The sequence below is a fragment of the Pseudobutyrivibrio sp. C4 genome (assembly GCF_900111635.1).
Lineage (GTDB): Bacteria > Bacillota > Clostridia > Lachnospirales > Lachnospiraceae > Pseudobutyrivibrio > Pseudobutyrivibrio ruminis.
The window spans coordinates 152,031-166,620 of the sequence record NZ_FOHF01000002.1; the positions used below are offsets into that span (position 1 = coordinate 152,031).

Genomic DNA, 14,590 nt, shown 5'->3' on the forward strand with positions numbered 1-14,590 from the left:
ATATGGTTAATACTAAGTATGAACTAATAATTAAAGACATAAAAAAGGCAATCAATTCCGGCAAATATGGGGTGGATGAGAAAATAGCTTCGGAAAATGAGCTGGCCGCAAAGTATGGTGTTAGTAGACAAACGGTACGAAAAGCCATAGGACAGCTTATTTCTGAAGGCTATCTTTATGCACGTCATGGAAGCGGAACCTTTGTTGCACGTCCCAAAACAAAAAGAGGCCACAGCAAAAATATTGCTGTGGTTTCGACTTACATGTCGGATTATATTTTCCCGAGAGTTATTCAGGGTATCAATCAGGTCCTGGATGAAAATGGATATAGTATCCTTCTTAAAACCACCAACAATTCCCGTAAGGGTGAGGCTTGGTGTATGGAAGAGCTTTTGTCTAAAAACATTGACGGCATGATTATTGAACCTAGCCAAAGTGCTATCAGCTGCCAGCATCAGGTCTTGTACGAGCAAATGGATGCAATGGGAATCCCTTATGTATTTATTCAGGGATGCTATGAGGCTATGATGGACAGGCCTTATGTAATGCTTGACGATGTGGAAGGCGGCAAGCTTATCACAGAGCATTTGCTTGGTTTAGGACATCGACAGATCGCAGGTATTTTCAAGGCAGATGATACTCAGGGGATTCTTCGACACAAGGGGTATGTAAAAGCATTGGCTTCTGCAGGCGTTGCTTATGATCCTGATTTAGTTGTGTGGTATCACACAAAGGATAAATCTACAAAGCCTATGGAAGGGCTTCTCAGGATTTTTGAAAATGGAATTCCTTGTCATGGAGTAGTTTGCTACAACGATGAAATCGCAGCAGATGTAATAAAGGGATTGACCAATATAGGCAGAAATGTTCCTCATGATATTTCGGTGACAGGGTTTGACAACTCTCTGCTTGCACACAGCAAAGGCATCACCACAATTGCTCATCCGCAGGAGGAGTTAGGAAAGAAAGCAGCCCAGACCTTGCTTGGGCTCATTGACGGAAGCATTTCAAAAAAAGAGGCTCACATATTATTGGAGCCAAAAGTAATAGAAAGAAAATCATGTTTTTAAGCAGTAAAAAAGACGCCGGCGGGGCGTCTTTTTTAAAAAGGGAGAATAATGTTATGAAAAAAATGGTTCATCGCTTCTGTCTTGCGATGTAATTATAATACAATCAATTTCTGAAGGAACAATGGAAAATATGTGAATAAAGAATGCAAAATAAAAATAGTATTTGTGAATTGCTGACCGATGGTGTGAAATAATAGAAATATGTTAATGCATGTAACTAAATACGCTACAAACAAATAGCTGGTACCATCGTACCAGCTTTAATAAAAACACCAAATACATTAAATTAACTCATACGCGCACATCTATCATGGTGCCGGAAGTGGGATAGACCAAGCTCTCTAGTGAAGGAGTATTCATACTCATACTCTGTGCTAGCGCCTGACCCTGTCCTTCTACAAGATCTAATGTCTTACCGAGCATAGCAGTCCCCACTGCTGACATTAACTGATTTTGACTTAGGCTCATAGAAATTTCGGCTATATCCATATGGCGCCTCCCCTAAAAAAGACTGAATCTTTTTCATTTCTATTTAAGTGTATCATTTGCTATATTTTATTTGGTGCCAAATTGTGACTAATATGTGAACAAACTGTGAATTATGCAGAAGTGTGAGAAATAAGTGTAGTTTTTATGTGCACTGTAGAAAAATGAAAAAAGAATAATTATAATAAAATATAGTTATAATTAGAGGGGAAACATGGCTATACTAAAAATCAATTTGAACGATCCTTTGATGAAAGCAATCAAAGCAGTCAACTCTATTGGCGGTAAATCGCTTACCCAGGAGGACCTTAAAAAGCAAAGATCTTCCATGGAATTGGCAAGTAAGCTTGCCACTCCAAACGATGGGTTTACTGTAGAAAGCTTCATTGCAGAGGGCGTTTCTTGTGAATGGGTTAAACCAGATTTGGCCCATAATCCAAACTACATAATTTTATATGCTCATGGCGGTGGATATACTTGCGGCGGTCTTGGTTATGCAAGGATTCTTGCAGCAAAATTAGCTATATCCACAGGCTTTTCTGTAGTCTCGTTCGAGTATAGACTCGCCCCTGAAAACAAATATCCAGCTGCTTTGGATGATGGAATGGTTGTATGGAATCATCTTGTGCAGCAGGGCTATGGAGCAAAACAGATTCTTCTTGCAGGAGATTCAGCAGGAGGAAATCTTGTATTGTGTATGACACAAAAGCTTATAGAAGAAGGTCGAATTGGGCCTAAAGCTTTATTGTTATTTAGCCCATGGACGGATATGACAGCCACATCTTCATCTTACGAATCCTGCAAAGATAAGGATCCAATCCTTACAAAGGATTATGTGGAGGGAGTGAGAGATGCTTACATAGGTGCGAAGGCAGACAAAGCCGATGCAAAATACAGTCCGTTATATGGAGATTTCAAGGATTTTCCACCAACCCTTATTATGGTTGGTAAAAATGAAATCCTTTATGAGGATAGCGCACAGCTGTCAAAAAAGATTCATAAGGCTGGCGCACAGGTGACGCTGGACACCGAAAAAGATGGATGGCATGTGTATCAGCAGATGCCCCTGCCAATGGCTGGGCGAGCTATGAAACGTCTGTCACGGTTCGTCACGAATGTAATATATGAGTAAGGACAAGAGAGAATGAGTAGAGATAATTGGTATAAGGTTGACAATGTCGCAAAGGTTTTTTTGGCGACTGCAGCTAAGAGAGATACACGAACTCTCAGGGTCAGCTGTACATTATGGGAGGACATTGATCCAGATTTACTTCAGGAAGCAGTGCTTTCTGCAATTCAAATAAGACCACAGTTCCAGGTGAGAATTCGCCGAGGCATTTTCTGGCACTATATGGAGGACACAGATATTCAGCCAGTTGTTACAGAAGAACACGGAAGAGTTTGTCCGATTCTTTATGTTCCTGGCAGACCAATGCTTCATTACAGAGTTACTTATTACGGCAAGAGAATTAATCTAGATTTGTTCCATGCAATTTCTGATGGAACAGGTGCACTAGAGTTTTTAAATATCATAGTTTTGGATTATTTAAAGCTAAAATATCCAGGAAGATACGAGGAGACAACTATCCACTCTGGAGCGTCAGAGGATGACTTGAATCAGGATAGTTACAAGCAGTTCTTTGGAAGCATGGGACTTAAAGGTTCATCCCTTAAGTACGCATATCATCCAAGTGGATTAAAGCTTCCATACGATCAGCTTCAGTTTTTCGAGGTTCACATGCCTACAGAGCAGCTGCTGCCAAAGGCAAAGGAACTTGGAGTATCTCTTACAAGCTACATTGGCGCTAGATTCATGCTGGCAATCATGGAGGACATGCCTCCTAGAAAGCGCAAGACACCTATAAATGTGTCAATGCCTGTAAATCTTAGAAATTACTATCCAAGTCAGACATCCAGAAACTTCTTCAACAATGTTAATGTTTCCCATGTTTTTGATGAGGAGATTTCATTTGAAGATTTGGTTAAGGAATTCGATGAGAAGCTTAAGGCAAATCTTACTGAGGAAAACATTAAAAAACAGATGGATAACTTTGAGACCATGGAGTATGTAGCTCCAGTTCGAGCAGTTCCACTTTTTATAAAGCAGTGGGTTGTTCGCTATGGCTCAAAGATTACAGATAAAAAGGTTTCAATGGTTCTTTCTAATTTGGGAGTTCAGAAACCACCAAAGGAAGTGGCAGAGCAGGTTCAGAACTACAGTGCATTCTGTAGCTCAGGAAATCTTTTCTCTACAATGTCTAGCTACAATGGGGATTTGTCACTTGGAATATCATCACCTTATTCCAACACCAGAGTTGTTAAGAACCTGGTACGCGGACTGACTGACGAGGGAATCAACATTAGAGTTTATGCTACGGAGGTGATTCGATAATGAAGAACTGTCCTTATTGTAAAATAGAGGTAGGTGGCAACCTTAAAAAATGTCCACTATGCCAAAGTAAGTTAAATGGAGAAGCAGAGGCTCCTTATTTTCCAAAGCAGACGACACTCCAGCTACAATCATTTTTTTACAAGGTCCAGCTGTTCATTATTTGGACAATTGTAATTGCAAGCTTAGGGGTAGATTTTCTCTTTGGTGTAAAGCTTTGGCCAGCACTTGCTCATATACATTGGAGCTTGATAGTTGCTATGTGGCTTATTGTTTTTGAATTTGGCATCATGCGATTATTCAAAAAAGGTATTAGTTCATCAAGAATAATGACGCTGTTTGTGTTTATTGTCTTAGGTATGTTGGGAATTACATCATACTATATAGGCCAGTTATGGGTTATAGCTGAATGGGTAGCGCCTATTGTAATCATGGGTACTCTGATTGCAAATTTTGTTTTGGCGATGCTTGATAAAAATGGAAATTCAATGGTATATCTTCTAACTAATTTAGTGGTTGGAATTTTACCTTACATTGTATTTTATTTTGCTGAAAGAGATTGTCCTCTAGTATGGATTATATGCTTGCTGGTGAGCGTTATTCTCTTTGTAGGCGCAATAATATTCAAAGGACGTGAAGTGGTTGGCGAAATCCAAAGGAGACTAAACGTTTAATGGGAGTATTCGGGGAAGAGTTTAACAAAAATAAATACATTGTCGACAATATCGACAGAGCGCTTTCTGAGGGCTGGATTGAGGTGTACTATCAACCAATAATTCGTACATCTAATGGTCGAGTCTGCGGTGAGGAAGCGCTTGTTAGATGGGAAGACCCTGTCTTTGGTATGCTCAATCCAATCGATTTTGTTCCTACTATGGAGGCAGTAAATAAAGTCCATTTGCTGGACTTATTTGTGCTGGAACGAACACTGGAAAAAATGGAAGAGCAGCTAAAGCGAGGTCTTTTTGTTGTTCCTACATCAGTTAATCTTTCACAAGTGGACTTTTATACTTGTGATGTTGTAGATGAAATAGCAACAAGAGTGGAAAAATCTAAAATATCAAAGCATATGATAGCTATTTCTGTCTCTGAAGATGCTATTAATCCAGGGGATAATTTTATTCTTTCTCAGTTAGAGCAGCTGCAGGAGCTGGGATTCCAGATTTGGCTTGATGATTATGGCAGTGGAGATGCTGCGCCAGCTGTGCTTCAGTTGATGCATTTTGATCTTTTAAAAATAAACATATTCTTCGTAAGACAAATTGCTAATAGTGAAAGCGCTAGAATTATTTTGACTGAATTTGTCAGAATGGCTATGTCACTAGGTATGGAGACTGCAGTAGAGGGCGTTGAGTCAGCAGAACAGGTTGACTTTTTAAATGAAATTGGATGTAGCCGTATGCAGGGATTCTATTACTGCAAGCCTATTTCAGTTAGCCAAGTTCTGGAACGTTATGAAAAAGGAACGGCAATTGGTTTTGAGAATCCAAAGGAAACCGATTATTATGCGTCAATTGGAAAGATAAACCTTTACGATATTTCTTTTGCAAGAAAGAATGGGGATTTGGACAATTATTTTGACACGTTTCCAGTTGCGATTGTTGAATCCTATGATGATGTTATAAAAATTATCAGAGAAAACCAGGCCTTTAGAAATTTCTTATATTCAAATTCCGGAATTGAAGGAAGAGATTTTATATACAAAGTCAAAGAAAATGCAAAAGAAAGTGCTGGAGAATATACCGTAAATGCGATACGTAAATGTGCTAAAGATGGGAAAAGGGTAATCTTTGATGATAGAACAAGGCATAAAAAGACGATTCAATTGCTGTTACAAAGGGTAGCTGTAAATCCTGTCACGAAAGTTGCCGCAGTGGCTGTTGTAATTCTTCAAGTTGGAGAAAAGATAAATCAGGCAGACACTCTTACATACAACTATATAGCGCGAGCTTTATCAGAGGATTATATTAATCTTTTCTATGTAAATATGGATACTGATGAGTTTGTGGAATACAATCCGGATGGCCTCAATAGAGATGTATCTGTTGAGAATAAAGGAACGGATTTCTTTAATAAATCTTTGAATAACTTTTTTAGCAGAATCTATTCTGAAGATTTAGATATGATGAATAAATCCTTCACAAAGGATAAAATTATAAAGAGTCTAAAGAATAAGGGTACATTTTCAATAACCTATAGACGTATAGTGAACGGTGAACCTATATATGTCAACTTGAAGGCAGTAAAGGTCAGAGAAGACGATAATTATATTCTGATAGGTATCAATAATGTTGATGACCAGGTGAAACAGCGCGAGGCGATTGAGAAGATAAAAGAAGAGAGAAAAGCTTATTCCCGTATCATGGCGTTGTCTGGTGAGTTTATAAACATCTACTCTGTTGATCCTGTCACTAATAATTATGTCAGCTATAATTCCTCAGAAGAATATGGAAGGCTTAATCTGGCGATGAAGGGTGAAGATTTCTTTGAGGAGACTGCACGAAATGTTTGGCACACTTTCCATCCAGATGACATTAAGGACTTTTTAAAGGTCTTTGATAAAAAAACTGTTCTTAAAAGAATAGAAGAGGATGGAATCTTTGTATACAAGTATAGAGTGATGGTTGAAAACCAGGTTGTTCATTGGTGTTTGAGAGCAACCCTTATACAAGAGGATAATGAAGCACGGCTTCTTGTAGGTGTTATGAACATCGAAAAGCAAGTGGTTCAAGAAAGAGAATATGCAACTTCGCTTATTGAAGCAGAGGAAAGAGCTACAAAAGACCAGCTTACAGGTGTTAAAAACAAAAGAGCATACGCTGATGAGGAGGAGCATTTAAATACACAGATACAGGCAGGAGTTGGGGTAAAATTTGCCATTATTGTTTGCGATTTAAATGGCTTGAAACAAGTAAACGACAATCAGGGACATCAGGCAGGTGATGATTATATAAAAGAAGGCTGTATGATTTTGTGCGACGCCTTTGCAAGAAGCCCTGTATATAGAATCGGTGGTGATGAATTTGTCGCCATAGCCCAGGGCAAAGACTATGAAATGATTGAAAACAGACTTGGCAAAATTGATAGGGCCAATAAAAGAAACGATAAGGCTAATAGCGTGACAATGGCTGTTGGCTGGGCGAAATTTAGCAAGGAAGACAGATTTGTTTCCGACGTTTTTGATAGGGCAGATTCTGCTATGTACGAGAACAAAAAGAAGATGAAAGAAATAATTAAAAATAGGAAACAAAAATGATTGACAAAACTTTAACAATGCTCTAATATAGTAATCATGAAAAATCGAAGGGGAATGCCCTACAAAGAGGAGGATTACTATGAGCGAATTTAACAATTTAAAGCTTGAAGTTGCTGATGAGATTGCGGTACTTACTATCTCTCGTCCAGCAGCACTTAATGCACTTAACAGCGAGACTCTTGATGAGCTTGATGTTGCATTAACAGAAATCGAAGCAAGAGACGATGTAAAGGTTCTTATCCTTACAGGCGGTCCTGATAAGAAGGATAACCCATACAAGTCATTTGTTGCTGGAGCAGACATCTCTGAGATGGTTAACTTCACAGCAGCTGAGGCGCGTGCATTTGGTATGAAGGCTTCAGTTCCATTCTTTAAGCTTATGAATATGAGACAGGTTACAATCGCTGCTGTTAACGGCTTTGCACTTGGCGGTGGTTGCGAAATCTCTATGGCTTGCGATATTCGTATCGCTGCTGACAATGCTACATTTGGTCAGCCAGAGACAGGCCTTGGAATTATCCCAGGTTTCGGTGGCACACAGAGACTTGCTCGTCTTGTTGGTATGGGACGCGCTAAGGAGCTTATCTTCACTTGCGATTCAATCGATGCAAACGAGGCATACAGAATTGGTCTTGTAAACAAGGTTGTTGCTAAGGAAGAGCTTATGAACACAGCTAAGGAAATGGCTAAGAAGATTGCTTCAAAGGGAAGCTATGCTGTTTCTATTGCAAAGGCTGCAATCAACAATGGTTACGACATGGACATCAAGAATGCAGTTGAGATGGAGGCTAACCTCTTCGGTATTACATGCTCTACACACGACAAGGCAGAGGGCATGGGTGCATTCCTTGAGAGACGTGCTGCAAATCTTACAGATTTCTAATAAAATTAATTGATTTTTTACCACCCTTGCAAAAAGGGTGGTTTTTTTGGTTTTGCTTGTAAAATAGGGCATAAACAGTTATCATAATTAAGATTAGGTTAATTATATAATTTAGGAGATATTATGGGTAACGATTACATGTTTGAAGATGAAAATGAACAGTCATCACAGCAGAATACAAACAACCAATATAACAATCAGTACAATAATCAATTTAATAATCAATACAACAATCCAAACTACGGATATAATCAGCAAGCATACTATTATCAGCAGCCTCCTAAAAAGGCAGATAATGGCTTAGCTATAGCATCACTGGTGTTAGGCATCATTGCTTTGCTGTTATTCTTATCATTCTTTAATATTTTATTAGCTTTGGTTTCAATAGTTCTTGGTTGCATTTATTTATCACAGGCAAAAGGACAAAAGGGTAACCAAGGCCTCGCTATTGCAGGTATCGTCACATCAATTATAAGCATTGTTCTTTGCTGTGTTTGCTACGTAGTTATTATTGCAAATATTGCAAACATTTATGACGCAAGCGAAGACATTCTTCAGTATTACGAAGAGTACGATGAGGACTACTTGGACAATTATCTAGATGACAATCAGATATTAGAGGACGAGCTTCATTCATTAGATGAGGATGATACATTATAATTTTGGTTAGAGGTGCTTTTAGCACTTTTTGGCATATTTAAATAAGAGAAGGGATATCTGACGAGAAAGGATATCCTCTAGAAAGGAATTACTTTTATATGTACAACAAGGTAGACGCAAGCCTGAACTTCGTTGAAAGGGAGAAGCAGGTAGAAAAGTTCTGGAAGGAAAATGATATCTTCCAGAAATCAATGGATTCAAGAAAAGAAGGAGAGACATACACATTCTATGATGGCCCTCCAACAGCAAACGGTAAGCCTCACATTGGGCATGTTGAGACTCGTGCAATCAAGGACATGATTCCTAGATATCAGACTATGAAGGGCAAGTTCGTTCCTCGTAAGGCTGGTTGGGATACACATGGTCTTCCAGTTGAGCTTGAAGTTGAAAAGCTTCTTGGCCTCAATGGAAAAGAACAGATCGAAGAATACGGTATGGAGCCTTTCATTAAGAAATGTAAGGAATCTGTATGGAAATATAAAGGAATGTGGGAGGATTTCTCTGGCACAGTAGGTTTCTGGGCAGATATGGACAATCCTTATATCACATATGACGACAATTTCATCGAGTCAGAGTGGTGGGCTCTCAAGACTATCTGGGACAAGAAGCTCCTTTACAAGGGCTTTAAAATCGTTCCATATTGCCCACGTTGTGGTACTCCACTTTCTGCACAGGAAGTTGCACAGGGATACAAGACAGTTAAGGAACGTTCAGCAATCGTTCGTTTCAAAATCGTAGGTGAGGATGCTTACTTCCTTGCTTGGACAACAACACCTTGGACACTTCCATCAAACCTTGCACTTTGCGTTAACCCAGATGAGACATACATCCGCGTAAAGGCAGCTGATGGATATACATATATTCTTGCTGAAGCACTTGCAGACAAAGTATTAGGCAAGCTTGCTGAAGAAGGCGAAAAGGCATACGAAGTACTTGAGACATATAAGGGTACAGACCTTGAGTACAAAGAGTACGAGCCACTTTTTGAGTGCGCTGGCGTTGCAGCTACAAAGCAGCATAAAAAGGCACACTTCGTTACATGTGATACATACGTTACTATGTCAGATGGTACTGGTATCGTACATATCGCTCCTGCATTTGGTGAGGACGATGCAAAGGTTGGACGTAAATACGACCTTCCATTCGTTCAGTTCGTAGATGGTAAGGGTGAGCTTACAGCTGAGACACCATATGCTGGTCAGTTCGTTAAGGATGCAGATCCTAACGTACTTAAGGATCTTGATGCTGAAGGCAAGCTTTTCGAAGCACCAAAGTTTGAGCATGAGTATCCACACTGCTGGAGATGCGACACTCCACTTATCTACTATGCTAGAGAGTCATGGTTCATCAAGATGACAGAAGTTAAGGATGACCTGATTAAGAATAATAACACTGTAAACTGGATTCCAGAATCAATCGGTAAGGGACGTTTCGGCGATTGGCTTGAGAACGTTCAGGACTGGGGTATCTCTCGTAACCGTTACTGGGGAACTCCACTCAACATCTGGGAGTGTCCAGACTGTGGCAAGCAGATTTCAATCGGTAGCCGCAAGGAATTAGCAGAGCTTTCAGGACGTGCTGACGCAGAGACAATCGAGCTTCACCGTCCATACATTGATGAGGTTACATGCACATGTCCTGAGTGTAAGGGCACAATGAAGCGTGTACCAGAAGTTATCGACTGCTGGTTCGATTCAGGTGCTATGCCATTTGCTCAGCACCATTATCCATTTGAGAACAAAGAGGTATTTGAGCAGCAGTTCCCAGCTAAGTTCATTTCTGAGGCTGTTGACCAGACCCGTGGATGGTTCTACTCACTTATGGCAGAATCAACACTCCTCTTCAATAAGGCACCATACGAGAACGTTATCGTACTTGGTCACGTTCAGGATGAAAACGGACAGAAGATGTCTAAGTCTAAGGGCAATGCTGTTGATCCATTTGACGCACTTGAGAAAATGGGAGCAGATGCAATCAGATGGTATTTCTACACATCTTCAGCACCATGGATTCCAAAGAGATTTGGTGAGAATGCGGTTATGGAAGGTCAGAGAAAGTTCCTTGGAACACTTTGGAATACATACGCTTTCTATATCTTATATGCAAACATTGATGAGTTTGATCCTACAAAGTACGAGCTTGATTTCAACAAGCTTGCAGTTATGGATAAGTGGATTCTTTCTCGTCTCAACTCAGCAATCAAGGCTGTTGATGACAACCTTGGTTCATACAAGATTCCAGAGGCAGCTAGAGCTCTTGACGAGTTCGTAGATGACTTATCTAACTGGTATGTTCGTCGTTGCCGTGATAGATTCTGGGCAAAGGGCATGGAGCAGGACAAGATCAATGCTTACATGACACTTTACACATGCTTAAAGGATATCTCACTTGCAGCAGCACCTATGATTCCTTTCATGACAGAAGAAATCTATCAGAATATGGTTCGCTCAGTAGACAAGACTGCACCAGAGTCAATCCACCTTTGCGACTTCCCAACTGTTAATGAATCATTCATTGACAAGAAGCTTGAGGAGGATATGGATGAGCTCTTAAAGATTGTAGTTCACGGTCGTGCATGTAGAAATACAGCCAACATCAAGAACCGTCAGCCAATCGGTCAGATGTACATCAAGGCTGAGCATGAGCTTGATGAAATGTACGTTAGCATCATCGAGGATGAGCTTAATGTCAAGAAAGCTACATTCACAGAGGATGTTTCAGCATTCACATCATACTCATTCAAGCCACAGCTTCGTACAGTAGGACCTAAGTATGGTAAGTTCTTGGGTGGCATCCAGAAGGCACTTTCATCACTTGATGGAAACGCAGCATATGCAGAGCTTAAGGCAAATGGGGTTATTAAATTGCCTGAGGTTGATGCATCTATCGAGCTTGCAGAGGAAGACTTACTTATCTCTATGGCGCAGACAGAAGGCTTCGTAGCAGATGGAGACAACTACGTAACAGTAGTTCTTGATACAAACCTTACAGAAGAGCTTCTTGAGGAAGGCTTTGTTCGTGAAATCGTTTCAAAAATTCAGACAATGCGTAAGGAAGCTGATTTCGAAGTTATGGACCGCATCACAGTAGCGTATGCCGGAACACCAAAGGCTAACGAAATCTTCGCTAAGAACAAAGAGCTTATTGCAGGTGAGGTTCTCGCTGATGAAATCGCAGAGGGTTCAGACGGCTCCCTCGTTAAAGAGTGGAACATCAACGGTGAGAAAGTAACCTTAGCCGTAACACGTAAGTAATTCGTATACTAAAGATAGCTCGTAGGTAACAAGCTATTAGGTTTCTGAAGGAGACGTGTTGTCGAGTGAAGAAACACTAATGCTTGTAACCGTGACGAGCGAGCCATTAGGAGGGGTTTTGAGATATGAAGAGACAGATGCCAAGCACAAGAGAGATTGAGCAGGAGATAGTAGGCCGCGTCAAGACTATGTTCCGTAAGGACTTTGAGATGGCAACTAAGGAGGAGATTTATAGAGCTTGCGCCGAAGTTGTCAACGACGTGGTAATTGATAACTGGCTCACTACTCAAAAATCATTTGTGCAGCAGGATCCAAAGTGCGTATATTACATGTCTATGGAGTTTCTGATTGGTCGACTTCTTGGAAACAACATGATTAATATGCGTGGATATACAGAGGTTATGGATGCCCTGGATGAATTAGGGGTTGATATAAACGAAGTAGAGGACCAGGAGCCAGATCCAGCACTTGGAAATGGTGGTCTTGGTCGACTTGCTGCGTGCTTCCTTGACTCTCTTGCGACTTTACAGTATCCAGCTTATGGCTGCGGTATCAGATATCACTATGGTATGTTCAAGCAGAAAATCGAGGATGGCTATCAGCAGGAAGTTCCAGATAATTGGCTTCAGACTAGATACCCATTTGAGCTTCAGCGTACCGAGTATGAATTTGAAGTTAGATTTGGCGGATGGGTTCGCTATGACAGTCAGCCAGATGGCACAACAAAGTATATTCATGAGGGATATAATGCTGTAATAGCTACACCTTATGATTTACCTGTCACTGGTTTTGATAATGGTATGGTTAACACTCTTATGATTTGGGATGCCAAACCAAAGGAAGTGTTCAGACTTGACTCATTTGAAAAGGGTGACTACAGCAGAGCGGTTGAGGATATGAACCTTGCAAGAAACCTTACTGAGGTTCTTTATCCAAACGACAATCATATTCAGGGTAAAGAGCTTCGATTAAAGCAGCAGTACTTCTTTGTATCTGCATCTATTCAGAGAGCTCTTGCAAAGTATTTGCGTTATCACAAGGATATCAAGAAGCTTCCTGAAAAGGTTGTATTCCAGATGAATGATACTCACCCAACTCTGACAGTTGCTGAGCTTATGCGTATCCTTATGGATGTACATGGCTTAGGCTGGGATGAGGCGTGGGAGATTACAACACACTGTGTTGCCTACACAAACCACACCATCATGTCAGAGGCTCTTGAAAAATGGCCACAGGATATCTTCAAGAGATTGCTTCCACGTGTCTTTATGATCGTTGAGGAAATCAACCGCAGATTCTGTGATGAAATCAGAGCCAAGTTCCCTGGTGACGAGGAGCGAGTACATCGTATGGCAATCCTTGCAGACGACCAGGTCAAGATGGCACACATGGCAATCGCCGCAAGCTACAGTGTTAACGGTGTTGCAGCTCTTCATACAGAGATTTTGAAGAACGTATCTCTTCATGATTTCTACGAAATGTATCCTGAGAAATTCAACAACAAGACCAATGGTATTACTCAGCGTCGTTTCTTGATGCATGGTAATTACAAGCTTTCAGATTGGGTAATCAAAAAGATTGGCCGTGGTTGGATTACAGACTTATCTCAGATGAAGAAGTTAGAGAGCTTTGTTGATGACAAGAAATCTCTTGATGAGTTTATGGATATCAAGCTCGATAACAAAAAGCGTCTGGCTAAGTATATATTAGAGCATAATGGAATCGAGGTTGATCCTAATTCAATTTTCGATGTTCAGGTTAAGAGATTACATGAATACAAGCGTCAGCTTTTAAATATTCTTCATGTAATGTATCTCTACAATCAGATTAAGGAAAATCCAGAGATGGACTTCTATCCAACTACATTTATCTTTGGTGCTAAGGCTTCTGCAGGTTATGAAAATGCAAAGCTTATCATCAAGCTGATAAACAATGTAGCAGCGGTAATCAACAACGATAAATCAATCGACGACAAAATCAAGGTTGTCTTTATTGAAGATTATCGTGTATCAAATGCTGAATGGATATTTGCAGCAGCAGATGTTTCAGAACAGATTTCTACAGCTTCAAAGGAGGCATCTGGTACTGGAAACATGAAGTTCATGCTTAATGGTGCCGTTACAATCGGTACAATGGATGGCGCAAATGTAGAGATGTACCAGGAGCTTGGCGGAGAGAATATTTACATCTTCGGTATGAGCTCAGATGAGGTAATTGCTCACGAAAAGAATAACGACTACAATCCGGTAGATGTTATGAATGGAAATCATCACATTCAAAAGGTATTGCAGCAGCTTGTAAATGGCAATTACAGTATTGATAATCCGGAATTGTTCCGCCCACTTTACAATTCTCTTTTAAATACACAGTGTACAGCAAAGGCTGATACATACTTTGTATTAAAGGATTTCGCATCTTATTGTGAGACTCATGAAAAGATTCAGGAGGCTTACAAGGATAAATATAAATGGGCAAAGATGGCACTTGAAAACGTAGCTCATGTTGGCAAGTTCTCATCAGATAGAACAATCCAGGAGTATGTAGATGATATTTGGCACTTGGATAAGCTTGATTTGAAATAAGTGCCTAGAA

General features: G+C 40.2%; 10 protein-coding genes. 9 read left to right on the forward strand and 1 reads right to left on the reverse strand.

Annotated features, from left to right (window positions below; translation table 11 throughout):
* Window positions 1-2: 2 nt before the first annotated feature.
* Window positions 3-1,070, forward strand: a complete 1,068-nt coding sequence (locus tag BMY66_RS04465; RefSeq protein WP_090394274.1) for a GntR family transcriptional regulator — start codon at window positions 3-5, stop codon at window positions 1,068-1,070.
* Between the two features lie 291 nt (window positions 1,071-1,361).
* On the opposite strand, the gene BMY66_RS04470 is transcribed toward BMY66_RS04465, so the two are convergent.
* A complete protein-coding gene (locus BMY66_RS04470; RefSeq protein ID WP_033153446.1) occupies window positions 1,362-1,559 on the reverse strand; it encodes a YjfB family protein in 198 nt (65 codons plus the stop codon).
* 211 nt (window positions 1,560-1,770) lie between these two features.
* Between BMY66_RS04470 and BMY66_RS04475 the strand changes: the two genes are divergently transcribed.
* The 8 genes from BMY66_RS04475 to BMY66_RS04510 all read left to right on the forward strand — a co-directional run bounded on the left by BMY66_RS04475 (window position 1,771) and on the right by BMY66_RS04510 (window position 14,580).
* A complete protein-coding gene (locus BMY66_RS04475; RefSeq protein WP_242942676.1) occupies window positions 1,771-2,688 on the forward strand; it encodes an alpha/beta hydrolase in 918 nt (305 codons plus the stop codon).
* Window positions 2,689-2,700: 12 nt separating this feature from the next.
* Window positions 2,701-3,948, forward strand: a complete 1,248-nt coding sequence (locus tag BMY66_RS04480; RefSeq protein ID WP_090394275.1) for a condensation domain-containing protein — start codon at window positions 2,701-2,703, stop codon at window positions 3,946-3,948.
* Window positions 3,948-4,619, forward strand: coding sequence for a DUF6320 domain-containing protein (locus tag BMY66_RS04485; protein ID WP_090394276.1), 672 nt, complete (start codon window positions 3,948-3,950; stop codon window positions 4,617-4,619). Before BMY66_RS04480 ends, BMY66_RS04485 begins: the two co-directional genes overlap by 1 nt.
* Window positions 4,619-7,201: a bifunctional diguanylate cyclase/phosphodiesterase gene (locus BMY66_RS04490; protein WP_090394277.1), complete on the forward strand. Its 2,583-nt coding sequence runs from the start codon at window positions 4,619-4,621 to the stop codon at window positions 7,199-7,201. The genes BMY66_RS04485 and BMY66_RS04490 overlap by 1 nt, the downstream gene beginning before the upstream one ends.
* Before the next feature lie 79 nt (window positions 7,202-7,280).
* Window positions 7,281-8,084, forward strand: coding sequence for an enoyl-CoA hydratase-related protein (locus BMY66_RS04495; protein ID WP_044937166.1), 804 nt, complete (start codon window positions 7,281-7,283; stop codon window positions 8,082-8,084).
* 123 nt (window positions 8,085-8,207) lie between these two features.
* Window positions 8,208-8,744: a DUF4190 domain-containing protein gene (locus BMY66_RS04500; protein ID WP_090394278.1), complete on the forward strand. Its 537-nt coding sequence runs from the start codon at window positions 8,208-8,210 to the stop codon at window positions 8,742-8,744.
* Between the two features lie 98 nt (window positions 8,745-8,842).
* Window positions 8,843-11,998, forward strand: a complete 3,156-nt coding sequence (gene ileS, locus BMY66_RS04505; RefSeq protein ID WP_090394279.1) for an isoleucine--tRNA ligase — start codon at window positions 8,843-8,845, stop codon at window positions 11,996-11,998.
* A 125-nt stretch (window positions 11,999-12,123) separates the two neighbouring features.
* The gene (locus BMY66_RS04510; RefSeq protein ID WP_090394280.1) at window positions 12,124-14,580 is read left to right on the forward strand and encodes a glycogen/starch/alpha-glucan phosphorylase; all 2,457 of its coding nucleotides are present in this window, start codon (window positions 12,124-12,126) and stop codon (window positions 14,578-14,580) included.
* Window positions 14,581-14,590 lie beyond the last annotated feature (10 nt).

Excerpts from the sequence above, each read along its gene's own strand:
- BMY66_RS04465 (WP_090394274.1), top strand. The coding sequence starts at position 3 with ATGGTTAATACTAAGTATGAACTAATAATTAAAGACATAAAAAAGGCA.
- BMY66_RS04470 (WP_033153446.1), bottom strand. The coding sequence starts at position 1,559 with ATGGATATAGCCGAAATTTCTATGAGCCTAAGTCAAAATCAGTTAATG.
- BMY66_RS04475 (WP_242942676.1), top strand. The coding sequence starts at position 1,771 with ATGGCTATACTAAAAATCAATTTGAACGATCCTTTGATGAAAGCAATC.
- BMY66_RS04480 (WP_090394275.1), top strand. The coding sequence starts at position 2,701 with ATGAGTAGAGATAATTGGTATAAGGTTGACAATGTCGCAAAGGTTTTT.
- BMY66_RS04485 (WP_090394276.1), top strand. The coding sequence starts at position 3,948 with ATGAAGAACTGTCCTTATTGTAAAATAGAGGTAGGTGGCAACCTTAAA.
- BMY66_RS04490 (WP_090394277.1), top strand. The coding sequence starts at position 4,619 with ATGGGAGTATTCGGGGAAGAGTTTAACAAAAATAAATACATTGTCGAC.
- BMY66_RS04495 (WP_044937166.1), top strand. The coding sequence starts at position 7,281 with ATGAGCGAATTTAACAATTTAAAGCTTGAAGTTGCTGATGAGATTGCG.
- BMY66_RS04500 (WP_090394278.1), top strand. The coding sequence starts at position 8,208 with ATGGGTAACGATTACATGTTTGAAGATGAAAATGAACAGTCATCACAG.
- ileS (WP_090394279.1), top strand. The coding sequence starts at position 8,843 with ATGTACAACAAGGTAGACGCAAGCCTGAACTTCGTTGAAAGGGAGAAG.
- BMY66_RS04510 (WP_090394280.1), top strand. The coding sequence starts at position 12,124 with ATGAAGAGACAGATGCCAAGCACAAGAGAGATTGAGCAGGAGATAGTA.